Source organism: Prosthecobacter debontii, from assembly GCF_900167535.1.
Classification (GTDB): domain Bacteria; phylum Verrucomicrobiota; class Verrucomicrobiia; order Verrucomicrobiales; family Verrucomicrobiaceae; genus Prosthecobacter; species Prosthecobacter debontii.
The window spans coordinates 289,572-311,624 of sequence record NZ_FUYE01000003.1 but is presented as its reverse complement, the minus strand read 5'-3'; the positions used below and the strand labels follow the sequence as shown (position 1 = coordinate 311,624).

Genomic DNA, 22,053 nt, shown 5'->3' with positions numbered 1-22,053 from the left:
GAGACTCGGAGAAGTCTTGTAACAGGTCAACAGAAAGAAAAGGCCTCTTGAGGGACTCTTTGTAGAAGAAACGTCACCCAACAGGAGTGGAGGCGGATTTTCTTCGGAAGAGCTGAAAAAGCATAACCACAGCCCCGATGGCCCCACCGATGATGCTGGAGCGAATGACCTGCTCCCAGTCAAAACCTAAGGCAGGCCCCTTCACCCGGGGGTTGGCGGCAATGATCGCATCTCGCCAAGCTGTGACGGACCGTTCCACTTCTTTTTGGTCGGCTTCGGTCTTGTAGGGGGCGGTGGAATAGAGATTCACGAGACGCCCATTCACGGGGGTCATGATGGCAGCGACCACAGCCCGAGATTCATCCCGTCCTCCTTGCGGATTCGCCGCTCCCAGCTTCATGGCCATCGTGAAGCCGATCGCCGTATCGCTTTCCTCAAAGAAACCAAGCATGGCCACATCGTTGATGCTGAGGGCCACATCGACCCCATACTGTTCCGAGACTTCACGGTTACCTTGCTTGACAAGCTTTTGCACGTCGGCTTCGATTTTGTCGCGCATCGCCAAGAGTTCCTTTTTCATGTTCTGGCGCAGACTGGCGAAAGTTTTTTCTCCGATCTCCTGCGTTTCCAACGAGCGGATGGACTGGACGTTGAAGTTGCGCGAATAGTCCGTCGGTTCGCCTTTACGAATCGCCTCCTGGTCGGCAGGTGTGCCGAAGGTCACTTGCATGTGATTGTTGGCGGGCAGCACGGACGTCGTGATCTGATCCCAATCGGCATCGATGCCATCACAGCGCACGAAGCCCTCAGGCGCCGGAATTTTCAGCGGTCTGTCTCCCACGGTGATGGTGATGACGTCAGGAGGTGGGACGGCAGAGTCCGTTTGGGCGGAGGCTAAGTTCGCCACAACGCAGAGAATGGCGGCCGTTTGTAGAGGATGCGAGAAAGGCATTTAATGGTTTTACTCAGATGGACGGAGGGTAGTCAATGTCTCAGTTCCCTTCGAATCCTTCTTTCTCTCATGTTGACGGCCAAGGTGGCTGCCACGACGTTAATGCAAATAATGCGCGGTTTTCCACCCATTCAAATTTTCCTGCTCGGGCTCGCCTTTGGCCTGCTGGCGTTTCCTTTGACGAAACTCACCACGGGTGCGGCCATGCATGCGCAGGAAACCGAGGCTCATGGTCATGAAGATCATGGCCATGAGGGGGAGGAGCGAGTGGTGAAAGGAGGCACCGACCATCCCGAGGGGGAGCATCGCCATGTCGAGGTGCCCACACTGGCTCGGCTTCGTTATGCGCACCGCCCGCTCAGTGTTAGTCTCAAACAAGGTGATGAGGAACTGCTGAAAGGAATGGATCTTTCGGCTTCCCCGGCTGAACTCTCCACAGCCATCGAAATCTCGCATGAAGGCAATGATCTCATCCTGACGGCGACATGGCCGGAAGGGACCCCGGACACCGCGCTGACGGTGGAGTTGGAGCCGGATGGTTTTGAAATCCACCGCGAAACCCGCTGGTCCTCGGGAAGCTCGTTGGACGAAGTCCTCACATTCACCTGGTAATGCACGCCCATCCTGAAAATAGCCTGCGTAAGGAACACGTCTGCTGGGGCGGCGGTGGCTGCGCGCATTCGCATCATCACCGCCTGGAGGTGCAGAACCTGCGGGTGAGCTACCAGGAAGTGTTGGCCCTCGATGGCATTCACTTCAGCACGGAATGCGGGCGTAGCATCGCTTTGATTGGCCCCAATGGCGCGGGCAAGAGCACTCTGCTCAAGGCACTGGCCGGTCTGTTGCGCACGGATAGCGGCAGCATCATCTGGCGTGGTAAGCCACTGACGCGCAGCAGCCATGAGATCGCTTACCTGCCTCAGCGCGGGGATGTGGATTGGAATTTTCCCATCACCGTTCGAGGGCTCGTCGAGATGGGTCGATATCCCAATCTCGGTTGGTGGCGGAAATACTCCCGTCATGATGCCGAGATCGTTCAGCGGGCCTTGACCACGATGAATCTGCTGGATCTTCAGGATCGTCAGATCAGCGCTCTGTCCGGTGGGCAGCAGCAGCGGGCTTTCATTGCTCGGGCCGTGGCGCAGGAGGCGCATGTGCTCTTGCTCGATGAGCCGTTCACCGGATTGGATAAACCTGCACAAGAGAGTCTGTCACGTCTCTTTCGTGAACTGGCTGCCGAGGGGCGATTGCTCATTGCGAGCCACCACGATTTGCAGACGGTCAAAGGCAACTTCGATGATGTGCTGCTGATCAAAAAAAACCAAGTGGCTTTTGGCGAGGTCGCCACGGCTTTCACTCCCGAACGCGTTGCTGAGGCCTACGGCCATTGATTCCTATCCATCCATGTCTGCCGACCTTCCATCTCTTGCGGATTTCCTTTCTGAACCCATCGCCAAGCGGGCGCTGCTCGCCTGTTTGATGATTGGGTTCGCCAATGGCTTCGTCAGCGCGTTCGTCGTATTGAGAAAGTCAGCCCTCAAAGTGGGGACGCTTTCACACGCGTTGCTGCCGGGCATTGCCCTCGCCGTCTTGATGGTGGGCCTGAGCCAGTGGAGTGCTCTCGCCGGGGCGATTTTCGCGGCCTTGATCGTGGGGTTGGGTTCGATCTTTCTTTCGCGCACCTCTCGCTTGGATCAAGACACCTCCATGGGCATTCTTTACACCACGGCCTTTGCTGGGGGGTATCTGATTCTCACGCAGTTAAATGTACGGCAGAAGCTCGATGAATGGCTCTTTGGCAGCATCGTCGGCATGGCAGATAGTGACATGTGGATCGCTTTTGGCATCAGTGCTTTAGCCGTATTGACCTTGACGGCGCTCCAGCGTCCCTTGCTGATCTACCTGTTTGAGCCGAACATCGCGGCCAGTTTGGGGGTGCCGGTGCGCTTTTTGAATTACGCCACGTTTGGCATCACCATTCTCGTGCTCATTTCATCTCTTCAAGCGGTGGGCTGCATTCTCAGTGTGGGGCTGATGGTGGCCCCTGCGGCCACGGTGTATCTGCTCACCAACAACGCACGCGCTTTGTTTTGGGGCGGGGGCTTGATTGGAGCCTTTGGCTCCGTGGCAGCTTTCTTTCTCAGCTACCCATTAGGTTGGTCCGTCAGTGCCAGTATCATCGTGGTGCTCGGCGGGCTTTTCCTATTGGCCTACATCTTCAGTCCTCGATACGGACTTTTCAGCCGTCGAGGCCGAGTTTGAGAGGAGCTGACGTGACAGAAATTTTGCACGGTTAGGCTGGTGTTTGCCTGTTGTATTTGTGAGGTCCTATCCTTGTTGGAATAACAACAAGTGTTTCATGATGGGAGGTGGCGGAATTGTTACCTTCATGATCTGGAGTGGGCGGGGTAGAGGGAGTTAAGCGGTGGCGCTCTTCCCCCCTTGCCATGAAACGTCTCTTCAAAAGCATCCCTCTTGCCTTGTGCAGCCTAGCGCTGACCCTCGGAGGCCTCGCCTCGAGTGCGCAGGCGCAATTGATCCTCACCGAGGTGCAGTCTAACCAATCCGCAGGAGCACCTACCGGTAAGAACGACTATTGGGAACTGACCAATTTTGGTGGCACCACCGTGGATCTAACCGGCTACAGTTGGCATGACAGCGGTAAGAATGGAACAACAGCGGCGACCTATGCTTTGGCGTCCGGTGCAAGTATTGGCCCCTATGAATCCGTGATTTTCACCAATACGGATCCAGCGGTGTTCAGAACATGGTGGGGCTTGCCTTCTTATGTGAAGGTCTTCAAACCCACGGGTGGTCTCTCAGCTCCAGGTCTGGGCGGTGACGATGGGGTGTCGTTTTTCGACAATGCGGGGAATATGCTGTTCTATTTCAGCTATGCTTCGGGAGGATTTACACGTGAAAATGGCTCTTCTTCCACAGGCGGACATGCAGGCCCTTCTGGAGGTGCGCCATCGTCAGGAGCGGATTTTGTCGCTTTGGTCTGGGTGCCTTCCAGCGGCGTTTCGTCCCCTCGCTACACCAATGCGACCGGGAGCAATTACGGTAGCTTCCAGGCGGCTGTCGGCACGGATCTCGGATCGCCAGGCAAGGTGGGTTTGCCTCTCGAGGTGGATCTTTCCTCCTACATCCGGATCGGCCGCTACGACCTGCCTGAGCCGACTCGCTCGACACCACCGAATGGCATCAACCTCTTGGCTCAAGAAGCCTCTGCGGTGACTTATAACTGGGATACCGATACCCTCTTCATCACAGCGGATGGCGGCACATCGATTGTGCAAGTCACCAAGACGGGTGCGTTGGTGGACACCATGACGCTCGCGACTGGCAGCAGCCCGCAAGGCACGGATTTCTACGATCCGGAAGGGATCACTTACATCGGTAACAATCAGTTTGTCATGAGTGAAGAGCGGGATCGCCAGCTCGTTCTGTTCACCTACGCTGCAGGCACGACTCTCTCTCGTAGTGGGGCCAAGACCGTGAAGATTGGCACCTTCGTTCCCAATACGGGCACCGAAGGTTTATCCTACGACCCCCAGACTGGTGGTTTCATCTGCCTGAAGGAAATCGATCCGATTGGGATCTTCCAAACCAATGTTGATTTCGAGGCAGGCACCGCGACCAACGGCTCGCCGACCACGGAGAGTTCCACGAACCTTTTCGATCCGGCCTTGCTCGGCATGCTGGATGTGGCGGATGTCTTTGCTCTTTCGAATTTGCCTTCGCTCAATGGTCGTGCGCAATCCGGCAACCTGCTGGTGCTGAGCCAAGAATCCGCGAGCATCGTCAATGTGGATCGCTCCGGCAATATCAGCAGCAGGCTCAATATCCAAAGTGATGTAGGCAACCCACTGACGGCTGCGGCCCAGCAGCATGAGGGCATCACGATGGACCGCAATGGCCTCATCTATGTCGTGAGTGAAAACGGCGGTGGTGATGCGGATCATCCGCAGCTCTGGGTTTACGCGCCGTCTTCGGTGCCGAACCAAGCGCCAACCGCCGTGGCTTTGAACAATGCGGTGACAAGTCTTCCCGAAACCACGAATACCGGGAGTCGTGTGAAGGTGGCGGACATCTCGATCACTGATGACGGCCTTGGCACGAACGTGATCTCCCTAACCGGTGCTGATGCTGCAGATTTCGAAGTCGTAGCGGGTGCGCTTTACATCAAAGCCGGCACCGTTTTGGACTATGAGACCAAGACCAGCTACAGCCTCACTGTTGAGGTGGATGATGCCAGTGTTGGAACCACAACCCCAGATGCGAGCGTCAATTATACTTTGGCAATCACCGATGTGGAAATCGAGACGCCGATGCTCCCAGCGATCATCATTTCCGAAGTGGCTCCTTGGTCCAGCGGTAGCAGCCCGGTAGGTGCCGATTGGTTTGAGCTCACCAACACAAGTTCCTCGTCTGTGGACATCACGGGCTGGAAGGTGGATGACGATTCGGCTTCCTTCGCCAGTGCCATCGCCCTCAGCGGTATTACCAGCATCGCTCCGGGAGAGTCCGTGATCTTTATCGAGAGTTCGACACCGACCGACACAGCGAGCTTGTTCCTGTCCACCTGGTTCGGTGGGAGTCCCCCAGCCGGTCTGCAAATTGGCACCTACAGCGGTAGCGGCATTGGCCTCAGCACGGGTGGAGATCAGGTGAATGTCTATGATGGCTCCGGCGTGCTTCAAAGCAGCGTGACCTTTGGCAGTTCTCCAACGGGTCCTTTCCCGACCTTTAATAACGCGGCCGGGCTGACCAGCGCAAGGATCACGACGATGAGCGTCGTTGGTGTGAATGATGCCTTTACGGCAGCGAATGATTCGGATGCTGTGGGTTCTCCTGGGACCGTGGGTAAGTTGTTTATCTCCGAAGTGGCTCCTTGGTCGAGCGGTGTCGCACCGCTGAATGCCGACTGGTTCGAAGTGACCAATCACACGGCTCATGCGATTGACCTCACAGGCTGGAAGATGGATGACAGCTCGGAATCTCCAGCAGCGGCTGTGGCGTTGAACGGGGTGACCACCATCGCTCCAGGTGAGTCCGTGATCTTCATTGAGACGACCGACCTGCCGACAGCTAAAGCGGCGTTCCTCAACCTTTGGTTCGGCAGCAATCCTCCGGCTGAACTCCAGGTGGGTGGTTATACCGGATCTGGCGTGGGCTTGGGAACGAGCTCGGATGCGGTGAACCTCTATGACAGCACCAATGTCCTGCGGGCGAAGGTCTTCTTTGGCGCTTCACCGAGCGGGCCTGAACTGGCCAGCTTTGACAATGCGATCGCTTTAAACAATGCAGGAATCAGCACCCTGAGCGTGGCAGGTGTGAACGGTGCCTTTGTAGCGACCAACAACAGCAATTTGACCGCTTCTCCCGGTGTTGCTGAACTGGCCAGTCCTGCCTTGGCTCTGATGGTGAGTGTGACTCCCGGCTCCTTCTCCGAGAGCGCCAGCAATCCCGCCGCCACAGGCACGGTCACACGCACTGGCAGCACTTTGAATGACTTGGTCGTGAACCTCGCTTCCAATGACGACTCCGAAGCTGTCGTGCCAGCAACGGTGACCATCCTTTCCGGCAATGCCTCCGCCACCTTTGATGTCACCGCCGTGAACGATAACTACCCGGACGGCGATAAAGTCGCCACGATCACGGCGACCGCCAGTGGAGCCGACGCAGGCACCTTTGACGTGACCGTGACTGATGATGGTGATGCATCCCCTGGATACAAGCTGCTGCTGACCGAGATTCACTCCAACCCGACTAGCTCTGGTTCGGCTGATTACTGGGAGCTGACGAATGCCGGTTCCTCGACTGTGGATCTGAGCAACTGGAAGTGGACGGACAGCGCCCGCACTTTCGCCAGCGGAGTGACGATCCCTAACGGCACCTCGATTGCGGCTGGTGAATCCATCATCCTCACCGCTATGGATGCCGCGAGCTTCCGCTCCTGGTGGGCCATTAATGAATCCGTGCAAGTCATCACGAACGTTGCTGCACCTGGGCTTGGCCAAAACGATGGCATCACGCTCTATGACAATGGCCGGAACGAGATTCTGTTCTTCAGCTATGCCGGGGGTGCTTTCACCCAATCGAGCGGCAGCCCATCCGCAGGTGGTCACGCAGGCCCATCCGGTGGTGGTGCTGCTGCTCAGGCGCTTGTGCTTGATCCTGGATTCGGCACCGACACTCCTCGCTATACAGCCGCCACGGTGGGCACCTTTGGGGCTTTTGCTTCGAGCATCAATCCGGCGGATATCGGTTCCCCTGGCAATACCGGTTTGAGCTCCGCTCCGACGGATGAGTTGACCTTGGTCATCGCTCCAGACACCTTTTCCGAAAGCGCCGCTAACCCTGCGGCCACAGGGACGGTAACGCGCACCGGTAGCACCACGGCTGAGTTGGTAGTGAACTTGTCCTCCAGCGATCTTACCGAAGCGACGGTCCCGGCCACGGTGACCATCCTCGCAGGTGAAAGCTCCGCCACCTTTGAGGTGAGCGCGGTCAATGACAGCTTCCCCGATGGCGACAAAGGGGTGACCCTCACGGCTGCTGCAGCGGACCTGTCCTCGGGTATCGATACCGTGACCGTCACTGACGATGGCGATGTTATCACCACCAAACTGGTGCTGACGGAAATTCAGTCTAACCAATCGGAAACAACCCCTGGTGATGTGAGCGATTACTGGGAGCTGACCAACTTCGGCACTGAAGCTGTGGATCTTGCGGGTTACGGCTGGCATGACAGTGGTCGCTCCGCTGCAACTGCAGCTTCTTATGTGCTGCCTGGCGGTTCCACCATTGATGCTGGTGAATCGGTCATCTTCACGACGGCTTCTCCGACGGCCTTCCGTGCTTGGTGGGGGCTGGATGAGACTGTGAAGGTGTTCCAAACCATTGGCGCTCCTGGTCTCGGCCAAAACGACGGTGTTTCCCTATTCGAAAGCGGTGGCAATGAGTTGTTCTTCTTCAGCTATGCTGCCAGCGGGTTCACGCGTGAAGATGGTAATGCTTCCGTGGGTGGCCATGCCGGTCCTTCGGCAGGTGGTTCGGCTGATTCAGTGGCGCTGATCTGGGTGCCCACGTCTGGCACAGAGAGCCCTCGCTACACAGCAGCCACGGGCAGCAATTATGGAAGCTTCCAGGCAGCTGTCGGCACGGATCTGGGTTCTCCTGGTCGCACCGTGGCACCTCCTTCGCCGACCGTGACCCAAGGCCCGCTGAAGTTAGCTCGTGTTTCCACGCTCCATTTAGCGGGTGCTGAAATCTCGGCTTACGATGCGGCCAGCAAGCGTGTCTTTGTGACCTCGAGTTCTGGGCTTCAGGTGGTGGACATCACGAATCCGGCCGTTCCTCATTTGCTTGAGACCCTCACTTTCACGGATGCTCCGGTCAGCTTGAATTCCTCGGATGTAACCAGCGTGGATGTCTTCAACGGCATTGTGGCGGTCGCCGTCCCCAATGCGGATAAAACTCAGCGTGGTCATGTGGTGTTCCTGAATGCCGCGGACAGCTCCTTCATCAGCAAAGTGCAGGTAGGGTATCTGCCAGACCAGGTCACTTTCAGCCCCGATGGTCGCAAGGTGCTGACGGCTGATGAAGGTGAATATCAACTCGGTGGCACGGATCCAAACCCAGGCACCGTGAGCATCATCGATGTCTCCGCAGGCTTCGAAGCCCCGACGGTGGCGACAGCGGACTTCACGGCTTTCGATGCCCAAGCCGCCGCGTTGAAGGCCGCTGGGGTGCGCATCTTTGAAGAATCGAGCGTGTTGCGTCTGCCTTCTCTGGACTTCGAGCCTGAATATGTTGCGGTTTCTCCCGATAGTACCAAGGCCATGGTGACTCTTCAAGAGGCCAATGCTGTGGCCATTTTGGATATCGCAACGGCGACCTTCACAGACGTTCTGCCCTTGGGTGAGAAGGATTTCTCCACCCTGTTGGCCGACTTCAGTGATCGGGACGGACCCAGCTCCAGCAATCTGATCAATCTCACGACGGGGAACCCTGTTTTCGGTCTCTACATGCCGGATAGCATCTCCTCCTTCAAGGCGGGTGGCCAAACCTACTATGTGATCGCGAACGAAGGCGATGACCGCAATGACTTCCTGACCAGTCCGACCGAGACGACGACGGTAGGCAATGCGGGTTATGTGCTTGATCCGACCGTGTTTCCAAATGCCGCTGAGTTGAAAAACACTGCCAAGATGGGCCGTCTGACGGTCTCCAATTCTCCCGGATTGCGTGGCGACACGGACAATGACGGTGATGTGGATCGCATTCTCATGTATGGAGCTCGTTCCTTCTCCATCTTGGATGCCGAAGGCAACATGATCTATGACAGTGGAGATGACATCGAAACCACCATGGCCGCGATCGGTGCTCCGCAGTTCGACGATGCACGTAGTGACAACAAAGGCCCAGAACCGGAAGGCATCGAGATCGGTGTCATCGATGGCCGCACCTACGCCTTTGTGGGCCTTGAACGTCATCGCACGATCATCATCTATGACGTGACCAATCCTGCCAGCGTGACTCGTGCTGGATTGGTGAGCTTCCCAGATGATCTGAACCCTGAGGGGATTCAATTCATCCCTGCTGCCAAATCCCCCAACGGGATTCCGATGATCGCGGTCACCAACGAGTCCAGCAATACGTTGACCTTCTTCAGTGTGCAGTCGGCGAACTTCACCCTTCAGGTCTTGCACTTGGCGGATGCAGAAGCCGGCTTATTGGCCGCTGAAACCGCACCTCATTTGGCAGCTCTCGTGGATGCTTTTGATGATCAGTATGACAATACCCTGATCCTGGCCGGTGGTGATAACTTTATCCCAAGCCCCTTCCTCAATGCAGGCACCGATCCCTCCTTGAACAACGTGCCAGGCATCGGCTCCACCGCCTTTGCCCGCCCCGATATCGCCATTCATAACTTCATCGGTGTTGAAGCTTCGGCCATCGGTAACCATGAGTGGGACCTCGGCACGGCGGTCTTCACGGGAGCCATTGCACCTGCGGGAGCGTGGGGTGGAGCTTTGTTCCCACATATTTCGTTAAACCTGGATTTCTCGGGTGACAGTGCGGCCAATGCACGCTTCACCGATATCCCTCTGGATGGCACCACAAGCCTGATTCCTGAAGCTGAACTGAGCAACGGGCGCATTGTCCCCACGGCGGTGATTGTCAAAGGCGGCGAGAAGATCGGTATCGTGGGTGTGACCACTCAGCTGATCGAGAGCATCTCGTCCCCGAGTGGCACCGAAGTGAAAGGTTTCCCGACTGGCACCGGAGCCAATGGTGAAACGGACAACATAGATCTGTTGGCCAATCAGGTTCAGCCTTATGTGAATGAACTGATCGCGGAAGGGGTGAACAAAATCATCCTGCTTTCTCACCTGCAGCAGCTCTCCAACGAGCGCAGTCTGGCGACCAAACTCCATGGCGTGGACATCATTCTGGCCGCTGGTTCCAACACACGTCTCGGCGACGCGGATGATGTGGCGGTGGCCTTCCCAGGACATTCGGCCAACTTTGCAGACACTTACCCGATCATCACCGCAGGCACCGATACTAAGACCACGTTGATCGTGAATACCGACAACGAGTTCACCTATCTGGGGCGCTTGGGCGTGGAGTTCGATGAGAATGGTGAAATCATCCTAGAGAGCGTGACCGATCGTGTAGGAACCAACGGCGCTTATGCCTCCACCGCTGCCAATGTGGCCGCTGCTTGGAACGTGAGTGAGGATGATCTCAGCACGACAGCTTTCGCCTCTGGCACCAAGGGCGCTGCGGTCAAAGCCATCACCGATGCGGTGCAGGCGGTGATCAATGCCAAAGACGGCATGGTCTATGGCTACACCAACGTGTATCTGGAAGGTGAGCGTAACTTTGTGCGCAGCGAGGAAACCAACTTCGGGAGCATGTCGGCTGATGCCAATGCCGTCTTGCTGCGTGACCGTATTGATAGCGCGATCCCGATCGTCTCCCTGAAGAACGGCGGCGGCATTCGTGCCCAGATCGGAGCGGTGTCCAGTGCTGGCGGTAGCTCGGTGAAGTTGCCTCCTCCGGCTAACCCAGCAGTCGGCAAGGCTGAAGGGGGTATCTCGCAGCTCGATATTGAAAACGCACTGCGCTTCAACAACCGTCTGATGACCTTCGAAACGACTCCTCAGGGTCTGAAGGCCATTCTGGAGCATGGTGTGGCTCTTTGGCCTAACCAAGGACGTTTCCCACAAGTGGGGGGTGTGGCTTTCGCTTGGGATCCCGATCTGCCCGCCAATAGCCGAGTGGTTTCCATCGCCCTGATTGATGAGAGCAACAAGATCAAGGTGACTCTCTACAAGAACGGCACTTACAACCCATCGGCTCCGGCGGTCATCCAGATGGTGACGCTGAACTTCCTGGCCAACAATGGCGACGGTTATCCGATGAAGGCCAATGGCAGCAACTTCCGCTACCTGCTGGAAGACGGTTCTCTCGGTCCGATCATTGCCAATGAAGAACTCGACTTTACCGTCACTCCACAGCTTCCGGCCAATGCTTTGGGCGAGCAAAAGACCTTGGCGGATTACCTCACCAGCCGTCATGCCACTCCGGCCACGGCTTATAACTTGGCCGATACCCCGGCTTTCGGTGACTTCCGCATTCAGAACCTGAACTTCCGCATGGATACAGTGGTTCCGTTTGAAGTGGCTCAGGACAGCGATGGCGATGGTATCTCGGACAATGATGAATTGGCCGCAGGCACCAACCCAAATGCCAGCGACACGGATGGAGATGGTATCTCCGATGCGGATGAAATCGCATTCGGCACTCACCCCGCGGCGATGCTGCGCGTCGGTGATGTGGTCAGCATGAATCTCAGCAGCTTGCTGGAAGATGAAGATCACGTTCTTGCTCTGGTCGGGAAGCTCCCTGGCGGCCTTGTTTTCAATGCGACGAACAACACCATTACAGGCAAGGTGACCGGTGCTCCCGGCAGCTATGCGCTGCAGTTCATGGAGAAGGATGGCAAGGTAATCGTTGGTTCGGACGCATTGACCCTGAACGTGCTGGCCTTCCCAGCGGTGCTTCTGGGTGGTTATGAATCCCTTCTGGAAACGGAAGAGGGTCAGCCACAAGGATTGCTGCGCATGACGGTCTCCGGTGCGGGCAGCTACTCGGCCGCTCTGGAGTATGCAGGCACGACACGTCGTTCGACCAAGGGTAGTTTTGCGCTGACTCAAGGCTCTTCCACCGCTGAGGTGGAGCTGACCTTCAAGGCCGCGAAGAACGTGCCTGCGCTGACCGCCACGGTGGAGATCGATACGCAGTCACCGCTGACCAGCGGTTCTTATGAGGCCGGTGCAGTCACAGGCACCCAGCGCGGTTTCCGCCTGACGGCTAAGAACGCGAATCCGCCGGTGGCACAGAAGATCGTCACAGCCTTCGATGCAGGTGAGCAGGATGGCATCGCCTACCCCGCTGGCATCGGTTGGGCGAAGGGCAGCGTCAGCAAGACCGGAGTCATCAAAGTGAAAGGGCTCTTAGGAGATGCCCAGAGTGTGACCCTCAGTGTGAATCTCTCCGCGACCGGTCAAGCTCTCCTGTGGGCTCAGCCTTACAAGAACAAAGCTTCCTACATCGGAGGTGTGGTCACCCTGGGTAATCTCGGCCAGCCGCTGAACCTGCCTCAACGTTTGCCCGAAGGTCTGGAGTGGTTCAAAGCCGCCGATAGCAAGGAACTGAGCTACCCCGCCGGGTTTGCCGAACCACTGGAGGTGACCGCTAAGGTGAGCCGCTTTGCGCCGACCAGGACCGCCACCGAACTCGCCACAAGCCTGGGTCTCACGAATAGCCTAATGGAAGTGGAAATCTTTGGTTCCGGTCTCTCCAATGCCGCACCGAATGACTCGCCGGTGCTGCCGACCCAATTCACCTTGGACAGCAAGTTCAAGCTCACGGCCACTACCACCGCGCCTGTCTCATGGACCGGTTCCGTCGCCAAAGCCGACGGCGGCTTCACCGGCACGTTCAGTCTTCCTGCGGGGGAGGAAAATCTCGCTGGTAAGGCAGCCACCACAGGAGTTCTTCTTCAGGACGAGTCCTTTGAAGAGACAGTGGGCGCAGGTTTGATCAAAGTGCCTGTGGCAGGAGCTAAAAAGGCTTTCCGCACGGCGGCACTGATCTTGGAACAGTAAGAATCAGGTCCAGATTGATCCATTCAGGGCCGCCGGATGATTCCGGCGGCCTTTTTTGTTTTATCTGCCGTCAATCTGACGTTTGATTGTGCCTGCTCGGTTTTCTCGAACCGCGTTCCGTCCCAACCACCCGTCATGAAAGTCCGTTATCTTCTGTCTCTTGTCTTCGCATCCACCGCCTTGCTCGCGGATGAAGCCGCAACGCCGGTGGACCAGATCAAAATCAAAAAGGATTTCAAGGTGGAGCTGCTCTACACCGTGCCCAAAACCGAGCAGGGCTCCTGGGTCAGCATGTGCCTGGATGATAAAGGCCGCCTGCTCGCCTCGGACCAATACGGGCCGCTGTATCGCATCACCCCTCCAGTACTCAATGGCAGCCCTTCGGAAACGAAGATCGAGAAGATGGATCTGGCCATCGGTGCAGCTCAAGGGATGGCCTTCGTGAAGGGCGCGATTTATCTCCAGGTGAATGGCGACGAATATCAAGGGCGCGGCCTTTACAAAGTCAGCGACACAAATGGCGATGATCAATTCGACAAGGTGGAACTGCTGCGTGGCTACACCGAGCGTGCTGGTGAGCATGGACCTCACTACGTCGTCGCAGGGCCTGATGGTGAGAGCGTGTATGTCGTAGTCGGAAACCAGACGCCTCTGACGGAGTTCACCCAGAACCGTGTGCCCGCAGTCTGGCAGGAAGATATTTTGCTGCCACGCATTTATGGGCGTGGTTTCATGAAGGACGCTCAGGCCCCACGTGGATGGGTGGCCAAAGTCAGTTTGGATGGCAAGCAATGGGAGCTGATCACCACGGGATTCCGCAATGAGTATGGGGCTGACTTCAATCGTGAAGGCGATCTGTTCACCTATGATGCCGACATGGAGTGGGACATGAGCCTGCCTTGGTATCGCCCCACGCGTGTCTGTCAGGTCTTGAGTGGTAGTGAATTTGGCTGGCGCAATGGTTCGGCCAAATGGCCTGTGCGCTGGGAAGACAGCGTGCCTCCCGTCAAAGACATTGGCCCAGGGTCACCGACAGGAACTAAATTTGGTTATGGTGCTAAGTTCCCGGCCAAGTATCAGGAGGCTTTTTTCATCAATGACTGGAGCTATGGCAAAATGTATGCCGTGCATCTGAAGCCTGACGGGGCAGGCTATAGCGCCGACTTCGAAGAGTTTCTGAGTGCCCAGCCACTGCCTCTTACCGACTTGGTGATCAATCCCCAAGATGGAGCCATGTACTTCGCGATTGGAGGTCGTAAAACCCAATCGGGCTTGTATCGCGTGACCTACACCGGCAGTGAATCCACGGCTCCCGCGCCCCAACCTCTGGAGGGCGAGGTCAAAAAGCTGCATGATCTGCGTCGCAGCTTAGAAGCTTACCACGGTGCAGCCAATGAGAAGGCCGTGGCTGTAGCATGGCCTCATCTCGGTCATGCGGATCGTCTCATTCGCAATGCCGCCCGTATCGCCATCGAGCATCAGCCTGTGGCTTCGTGGAAAGACAAAGCGTTAGGCGAAAAAGAGCCACGTGCAGCTCTGACAGCCTTGATGGCGCTGATCCGTCATGGCGCTAAGGAAGACCAATCCGCCGTGATCGCGGCCCTGGATCAGATTTCTCTCGAAGGGTTGGACCTTCTGAGCCAGATCACTTTGCTGCGTAACTACACGCTTGCCTTTCTTCGTTTGGGCGAGCCTACGGCAGAGCAGAAGAAGAGCACGATCGCTCGCTTTGCGCCATTGTTCCCGCATAAGGATGTCGGCTTCAGTCAGGATCTCTGTGAGATGTTGGTTTATCTGGGTGACGAAGGTGTGGTGGCGAAAACGGTGCCCCTCGTCAATGGGGCTCCTTCACAAGAAGAGCAGATCGGTTATGCCAAAAGCCTGCGCCTTGCTAAGGCTGGTTGGACCCCGGAGCTGCGTGAGCAGTTCTTCAAGTGGTTCCAACGAGCAGCCACTTATACAGGGGGAGCCAGTTTTGGCCTGTTCATTGAAGACATCAAACGGGATAGCCTTGCAGGCCTGACGGATGCGGAAAAGCTGGTGCTTCAAGCAATCTTGGAGGCCAAGCCCGAAGCTAAAGCGCCGACCTTTGGAGCCAAGCAGTTAGGCTATGTCAAAAACTGGACCGTGGCCGATCTAGAGAAAGTCTTGCACGTCGGCCTGGAAGGTGGTCGTAACTTTGAAAACGGCCGCAATAGCTTTGGCGCTGTGGGTTGTTTCGGATGCCATCGTTTCAATTTCGAAGGTGGTGCTGTCGGCCCAGATCTCACCAGTGTTTCCGGTAAATTCGGTCCGAAAGACCTGCTGGAATCCATCATCGAACCGAGCAAGGAAATCAGCGACCAGTATGGCAGCATGGATTTCAAGATGAAGGATGGCAAACTCATCGTGGGCCGCATCATGAACCTGAAAGAGGACACGCTGATGGTGAACATCAACATGCTGGACCCCAATGCGATCCAGAGCATCAAGCGCAGTGACATCGCCAGCATCGAGCCGAGTAAGGTCTCCATGATGCCTGCAGGACTCGTCAACATGCTCCAAGAGGACGACATTCTCGATCTCTTGGCCTATCTACTGAGCAAGGGCGATCCTAAGCACCCTTATTTCCGCACGAAGTAGACTTTTCCAAGCTTGAGATTCCATCATGAAATGCCTCCTCGGAACGTGCATCTTGCCTCTCTTCATCCTTTGTGTGAGCGGCTGTTCGACAGGCACAAGCATGGGCTGGCGCAAACTTCTGAAGGAAGCTGCAGAGCCACCACTCCCTCAACTCCCAACAGTTCAGTTGATTCAAGGGACGGATGGCCAAAGGGTCGCCAAGGTCACGAACAGGATGGACCAACCGATCTATTATTACGGTAGCAAGGCCACCTCGCCGTCAACTTATGTTGAAGAGTACAAGTGGGGGCGCTGGGTCGATACTTCCTTTGATTGGTGTGGCACAGGCAAGAGCAAATACACGATTCCCAGCCATGGCTCCCAGGAGTTTCATTTGTTTGATTTCGATCGGCACACCCGGATCTATGCACTCTTTTCAACCTCTGATGAGAAGGCCGCTTCGCTGATCCTGCTGAATTTTCCGTAATCTGCTGCCGGGTAAACAAAAAAGCCGACGTCGCTCAATCAAAGCGTACGTCGGCTAAATTGGATTCAATTCAGCTTACACATTGAAACGCCACTCGACGACATCGCCGTCGCGCATGACGTATTCTTTGCCTTCGATGCGCAGCTTACCCGCTTCACGAGCTTTGGCTTCGGAGCCGAGGGCGACGAGGTCGTCGAAGTGGACGATCTGAGCGGCGATGAAACCACGCTCGAAGTCGCCGTGAATGACGCCAGCAGCTTGGGGGGCTTTCATGCCTTTGGTGATGGTCCAGGCGCGGGTTTCTTTTTCTCCTGTGGTCAGGTAGGTCTGAAGACCGAGCAGGGAATAGGCGCTCTTGATCAGCAGGTTTACACCGCTGTCCTCTACGCCGAGGTCGGCGAGGTAAGCCTTGGCATCTTCTTCAGGTAGCTCGCTCAGTTCAGACTCAATGGCAGCGCTGACGACGGTGGCGCTGGCGGCATGAGCGTGCTTCACATACTCACGCACTTTGGACACCTGGGGATGCTTGTCAGGATTCTTGGAAGCCTCGGCCAGTTCGTCTTCGGCAACGTTGCAGGCGTAGATGCAAGGCTTGCCACTCAGAAGGAAGAAGCTTTTGAGAAGCTTCTTCTCTTCGTCATTGAGCTCCAGCGTGACGGCGGGTTTCATGGCGTCCAGGTGGGGCAGCAGTTTTTCGCAAAGTGCGTTTTCGGCCTGCGCTTCCTTGATGCCGCGCTTGGCGTCTTTATCCGTGCGGGCCTTACGCTTGGTCACGCTGTCCATGTCCGCCAGGATCAATTCGGTGTTGATGACTTCAATGTCGCGGATGGGATCGACGCTGCCGTCCACGTGGGTGATGTCGCCGCCTTCAAAACAACGGACGACGTGAACGATGGCGTCCACCTCACGGATGTGGCTGAGGAACTTGTTGCCGAGGCCTTCACCCTGGCTTGCGCCTTTCACCAAGCCTGCGATGTCGACGAACTCAATGGCCGCCGGGACCAGCTTCTGGGAGCCGCTCATCTTGGAGAGGACCGCGAGGCGCTCATCGGGGACGACGACAACGCCCTGATTGGGCTCGATGGTGCAAAAAGGGTAGTTGGCAGCCTCCGCCTTGCGGGTGCGGGTGACTGCGTTGAAGAGGGTGGATTTGCCCACATTGGGCAGGCCGACGATTCCAGCTTGGAGCATAAGGGTGGCGAGGATAGCCAGTCCAACGGCGGGTGCGAATGAAAAGTGTGTTGTAGAAAACCCCGGCTAGGTGACGATTCTGGCAAATTGCCTGATGTTGAGACTTGATCGCGGGTCCATCGGCGACAGAATTGTCACTTTGCAAAATGTAAGATCCCTTTGACTCGCATGGCTGCTTCGATCCCCCTTTCCCCTCAGAACTGGCAGGAGACTCTGGAAAGGACCTTGAAGGAGTTGATGAAGACTCAAAAACAAGTCGTTTTTTGCATCACCGGAAAGTCGGGCAGTGGCAAATCCACCCTGGGTAAGAAAATCCGTAAAGAAGGATTGGGCAGTATTTCGAGACGTCAGATTGCCGTGGTGGATGACAGCATTTTGGCGGTGCCGTTCTTGGGGATTTTTACCCGGAGAATCAAAAGCAAATCCCTGGAAAGAGACAACCTCGCCCCTTTTGAGCATTGGCTGCGAAAGAAAAAACTGGTGATCTATGTCAATGTCTCCCCTCACAAACGCCTAGATCGTTGTGATGTGATTCTCCGGCTCAGATGTCCCGAGGAGGTTCGGCGTGTGCGGTTGATCAACCGAGAAAAAGGGGGGGAGGCACGATTCCTGCGCACGGTTCATTCGTCCGACGACATTCAAATTGAGGCTGATCATGTCTTTGACTTGTGCCTCGTCGAGACTCATGGTCGCGCGCCGCTGGCATGGGAACCGTCCGCTCAGGCTGCGTTGTCGGTGCTGAATTGGGCATCACTTCCGCTGAGTGGTCTGGCTGTAAGCTGGTTGGCAAGTTGATGCCCCATGTCGTTTACATCCTGGCAATACGCCTTTTTTCTTCCGCTCATCGTTCTTCTCTACTGGCCGCTTCCTCGGCTCGGGCGGATGGCTCTGCTCCTGGCGGCGAGTTACTTTTTCTACGGGATGTGGGACCTGCGTTTTCTGGCGCTGCTCTTGGCTTCGACAGGGATCGATTTCTTCTGCACCCGCTCGATGGTCGGGCAGCGTGAAGCCCGGGGAAAAATCATTGTGACTACCCTGCTGCCGCTCATCTGGCTGGGGGGCTGTTCGTATTTCTGCAGGGATCATGTCAGCATCAGTGCGGCGAGTTTAACGGCAGCGGCAATTTTCCCTCTCCTGTTCGTGCCGCTCCATGAGTGGATCTGGACGTGGTCACTGGAGTCTCGCCGGCGCGGCTTCATGTGGCTCAGCATCATTACCAACATGGTGGTGCTGATCTTCTTCAAGTACTTCGGCTTTTTCGCGGAAAGCTTGGTGGCGTTGCTTGGTTCGGTGGGGATGGATCCGGGCTGGACACTGCCCAACATCATTTTGCCGGTCGCCATCTCCTTCTACACCTTTCAGTCGGTGGCTTATGCGGTGGACGTTTATAAGGGCAAGGTGGAACCGGTGCCGGATTTGATCACCTTTGGGGCCTACCTCGCCTTTTTTCCGCAGCTTGTCGCAGGACCGATTGAGCGGCCCGCCAAATTTGTGCCCCAGTTTACCAAGGCGGCGGTGTGGGAGTGGGAGCATCTACATGCTGGCCTGCGCCTGCTGCTCATCGGTGGCTTCAAAAAGATCTTCGTGGCGGATAACTGCGCGCTGATCGCCAACTACGTCTTCAATCCAGGGGCGACGCCGAATGCGCCATGGGCACTGCTGGGCATCGTCGCTTTTGCTTTCCAGATCTATGGTGATTTCTCAGGTTACACCGATTTGGCACGAGGCTCGGCCCGTTTGCTGGGGATTCATCTGAGCATGAATTTCCGCTTCCCGTATTCCTCGACGGGCCCATCGGATTTTTGGCAGCGTTGGCACATCACACTCTCCAGTTGGTTCCGCGACTATGTGTACATCCCGTTAGGTGGAAACCGGGTAGGTACGGTCCGCACGGTGGTGAATCTCTGGATCACCATGCTGCTGGCAGGCCTATGGCATGGTGCGAGTTGGACCTTCGTGCTGTGGGGGGGCTATCATGCAGCCATGCTCACGGCCTACCGGGTGATTCCCGGTTTAGGAGCTTTGGAGGTTGCGACTTCGCGTGCTAAACGAACAGGAGCTATTGTTTTGATGTTCGTTCTGACGCTGTTCGGTTGGGCGTTGTTTCGAGCTCAAACCATGACGCAACTCGGCGTCTGGCTGCATGCGCTGACGGTCTGGGCTCCAAGTGAAGACTGGATGCATCCCGCCCTCTGGCTGGTGTTTCACATTGTGCCTTTGATCTTGCTCCAGGTAGCGACGTGGAAGCCTCGAGATGAGGCGGAATTGACGGCTCTGCCTTGGCCCGTGCGTGGCATCATTTTCGTCCTCCTCTTTGTCGCGATGGTCAGCTCGGTGGCCCATGAGCAGGAGTTTATCTATTTCCAGTTTTGATCGGAATGCACCTTTTTACTCGAAGCTTTTTGTTATTCGTGGCCATCCTTTTGATGGCAGAATTGGCCGCGCGATTCGTCTTCGTGCGGGCGATGGAGGGGCGCTTCGACTATGGATATCATCCCACCGCCGGCTTTGTGGAAAAGTCCGATGGGGAAGTCGAATTGCATCGTTCTGGCGGGCGCCGCTTTTTTCCGCAGACCTTTCAGAAGACGCGGCCGGAAGGTGTTTATCGTGTGATGGTCATTGGGGATTCCGTCTCGCGTGGCAAAAGTGTGGAGCAATCCTACACAGGCTTCTTGGAGAAAGAATTGCAGGCCAGGGGCATCCAGGCGGAGTGTTTGAATCTGTCTCTGCCAGGCTTTGGTGCTCGGCGTAAAGACTTGGTCATCCAACAAGCCGAGAAATACCAGCCGAACCTGATCATTCTGCATGTGGGAACCTCCAATGAATATGAGGACGAGCGTGAATGGCAGCGGCGAGATGACTTCAATAGCCCGCACCCGAAGAACTGGCTGATGCACTCCATGGTCCTTCGTCAATTTTATGAGATGAAGACAGAGAAATTGTATTGGCAATGGTTGCCACGCGCCGTTCGGAGCCAAGCCGGCGCCTTTGATGTCAATGAAGAATTGCGTGCGAGCACGGACGACAATACCCTGCGTGAATGGAAGGCACGGGTGAAGCAAGTGACTGCTCAAGCACTGGAGCGCTTGCACAAGGCTGGAATTCCTACGCTGCTTGTTCTACAAGCCAGCAACACTCGGCAAAAGACAGTGGATGGCGGCGTGCTTCTCTCCGATGTAGCGGTGGCGGATTGGACGGCCCCCTTAGTTAGGGATGGAGTCGCTCGAATCAGCATGAAGGAGGTGATCTCTCCGGTGCAGGCGGCCAAGATGTACACCGACTCTAACCACGTGAAACCCGAAGGCCATCGGCTCATCGCCCAGGCGATTGCGCAAACGCTATCCGAAAAGGGTTGGCTGCCTAAAGCTGCGCAAAAGTGACGCTAACGAGCGTTTGTTTCTTCCCAAATCCGATCTTTCTCTTCAAGTTTCCATCGTCGCTCATGAAACTCGCCTCCTTACTTACCACCGGTCTTCTACTGGCCAGTTCCGCATTCGCGGAAGATCTGGTTAAACTCACCCGTGTTTACGAGAAAGTGGAGACACTTTTCCCCATTGCGGTGGTGATTCCTGCCGATGGCACTCAGCGGGAGTTTTTGGCCCTTCAGCGTGGTCAGATTTTGATTCTGCCGAAAGATGAGCAGTCGGCAGAGACCAAGACTTTTCTCGATCTGAGCACTCGCCAGATGGAAGCTGCGAATGGCAAGTTCGAAGAAGGCTTGAACGGGTTGGCTTTTCATCCCAAGTTTAAGGACAACGGCCTGTTCTATCTCTGCTACACTCAGCAAAAGCCCAAGCGTCTCGTCGTCAGCGAGATGAAAGTCAGCTCGGCAGACCCTGATAAAGCCGACGAGAGCACGGAACGTGTGCTGCTGGAAATCCCGCTCATCAACTGGAACCACCACGGCGGTAACATCCTCTTCGGCCCGGATGGCTACCTCTACATCGGCGTGGGAGACACCTCCAAGCGCAACGATGAGCAGCGCATGGCCCAGCTCAATGCGGTGCTGGTGGGCAAGGTGCTGCGTATCGATGTCGACAGCCGGGAGTTTCACAACGCCTACGGCATCCCAGCCGACAATCCTTTCGCTGACGGGGTTAATGCCCAACCGCAGGTCTATGCTTATGGCATTCGTAACCCATGGGGGATGCACTTCGATGAGAAAGGTTGCCTCTGGCTGGCGGATGTGGGGCAAGATCTGTGGGAAGAGATCAACTGGATCGTCAAAGGCGGTAACTACGGCTGGAGCTTCCGTGAGGGTTCCCGCCCATTCCCTCTGCGTCAAGATCAGGCGCCAGCCGAAGCTAAGTTGATCGACCCCATCCATGAGTATCATCATGGCGATGGCCTCAGCATCACGGGCGGCATCATTTACAATGGCAAGGCCTTGCCAGACCTTCAGGGAGCCTATGTTTACGGCGATTTTGTCCTGGGCAAAATCTGGGCGCTGCGTGCGAACGACGAAGGCAAGGTGGACAGCAACAGCCTGCTTTATACCAGCCCACAGACCCCTGGGAATGACCCCAAGAAAAAGCCCACAGTCTTGGTGAAACCGACCGCTTTCTGCGCCGACGCAAACGGCGAAATGCTCGTTCTTGACTGGAATGGAGCCATCTATCGCCTTGCCAAATAAG

The 22,053-nt window shown here is 56.3% G+C and carries 12 protein-coding genes; 10 read left to right on the top strand and 2 right to left on the bottom strand.

Features of this window, described 5'->3' with window-relative positions; translation table 11 throughout:
• Nucleotides 1–73: 73 nt before the first annotated feature.
• A complete protein-coding gene (locus tag B5D61_RS06165; RefSeq protein WP_078812445.1) occupies nucleotides 74–952 on the bottom strand; it encodes a hypothetical protein in 879 nt (292 codons plus the stop codon).
• 69 nt (nucleotides 953–1,021) lie between these two features.
• Between B5D61_RS06165 and B5D61_RS06160 the strand changes: the two genes are divergently transcribed.
• The 6 genes from B5D61_RS06160 to B5D61_RS06135 all read left to right on the top strand — a co-directional run bounded on the left by B5D61_RS06160 (nucleotide 1,022) and on the right by B5D61_RS06135 (nucleotide 16,228).
• Nucleotides 1,022–1,564 carry a hypothetical protein gene (locus B5D61_RS06160; RefSeq protein ID WP_176159250.1) on the top strand — a complete coding sequence of 181 codons (543 nt, stop codon included), beginning with the start codon at nucleotides 1,022–1,024 and terminating at the stop codon, nucleotides 1,562–1,564.
• Nucleotides 1,564–2,343, top strand: a complete 780-nt coding sequence (locus B5D61_RS06155; protein WP_078812443.1) for a metal ABC transporter ATP-binding protein — start codon at nucleotides 1,564–1,566, stop codon at nucleotides 2,341–2,343. Before B5D61_RS06160 ends, B5D61_RS06155 begins: the two co-directional genes overlap by 1 nt.
• Before the next feature lie 13 nt (nucleotides 2,344–2,356).
• Nucleotides 2,357–3,214: a metal ABC transporter permease gene (locus B5D61_RS06150; protein ID WP_078812442.1), complete on the top strand. Its 858-nt coding sequence runs from the start codon at nucleotides 2,357–2,359 to the stop codon at nucleotides 3,212–3,214.
• 185 nt (nucleotides 3,215–3,399) lie between these two features.
• Nucleotides 3,400–13,140, top strand: coding sequence for a choice-of-anchor I family protein (locus B5D61_RS06145; protein ID WP_078812441.1), 9,741 nt, complete (start codon nucleotides 3,400–3,402; stop codon nucleotides 13,138–13,140).
• A 135-nt stretch (nucleotides 13,141–13,275) separates the two neighbouring features.
• On the top strand, nucleotides 13,276–15,762 hold the full coding sequence (locus tag B5D61_RS06140; RefSeq protein ID WP_245846479.1) for a heme-binding protein: 2,487 nt from the start codon (nucleotides 13,276–13,278) through the stop codon (nucleotides 15,760–15,762).
• A gap of 100 nt (nucleotides 15,763–15,862) precedes the next feature.
• A complete protein-coding gene (locus B5D61_RS06135) occupies nucleotides 15,863–16,228 on the top strand; it encodes a hypothetical protein (protein WP_139373098.1) in 366 nt (121 codons plus the stop codon).
• Nucleotides 16,229–16,303: 75 nt separating this feature from the next.
• On the opposite strand, the gene ychF is transcribed toward B5D61_RS06135, so the two are convergent.
• Nucleotides 16,304–17,419 (bottom strand): redox-regulated ATPase YchF, encoded by a 1,116-nt coding sequence (gene ychF, locus B5D61_RS06130; RefSeq protein WP_078812438.1) that lies wholly within the window; start codon nucleotides 17,417–17,419, stop codon nucleotides 16,304–16,306.
• A gap of 168 nt (nucleotides 17,420–17,587) precedes the next feature.
• Here ychF and B5D61_RS06125 point away from each other — a divergent pair, with 168 nt between their 5' ends.
• The 4 genes from B5D61_RS06125 (at nucleotide 17,588) to B5D61_RS06110 (ending at nucleotide 22,052) form a co-directional block, all read left to right on the top strand.
• A complete protein-coding gene (locus B5D61_RS06125) occupies nucleotides 17,588–18,214 on the top strand; it encodes a DEAD/DEAH box helicase family protein (RefSeq protein ID WP_078812437.1) in 627 nt (208 codons plus the stop codon).
• A 6-nt stretch (nucleotides 18,215–18,220) separates the two neighbouring features.
• On the top strand, nucleotides 18,221–19,792 hold the full coding sequence (locus B5D61_RS06120) for an MBOAT family O-acyltransferase (RefSeq protein WP_078812436.1): 1,572 nt from the start codon (nucleotides 18,221–18,223) through the stop codon (nucleotides 19,790–19,792).
• Nucleotides 19,793–19,797: 5 nt separating this feature from the next.
• The gene (locus B5D61_RS06115; protein ID WP_078812435.1) at nucleotides 19,798–20,799 is read left to right on the top strand and encodes an SGNH/GDSL hydrolase family protein; all 1,002 of its coding nucleotides are present in this window, start codon (nucleotides 19,798–19,800) and stop codon (nucleotides 20,797–20,799) included.
• A gap of 62 nt (nucleotides 20,800–20,861) precedes the next feature.
• Complete coding sequence (locus B5D61_RS06110; protein WP_078812434.1) at nucleotides 20,862–22,052, top strand: PQQ-dependent sugar dehydrogenase; 1,191 nt, start codon at nucleotides 20,862–20,864, stop codon at nucleotides 22,050–22,052.
• The last annotated feature ends 1 nt before the right edge of the window (nucleotide 22,053 follow it).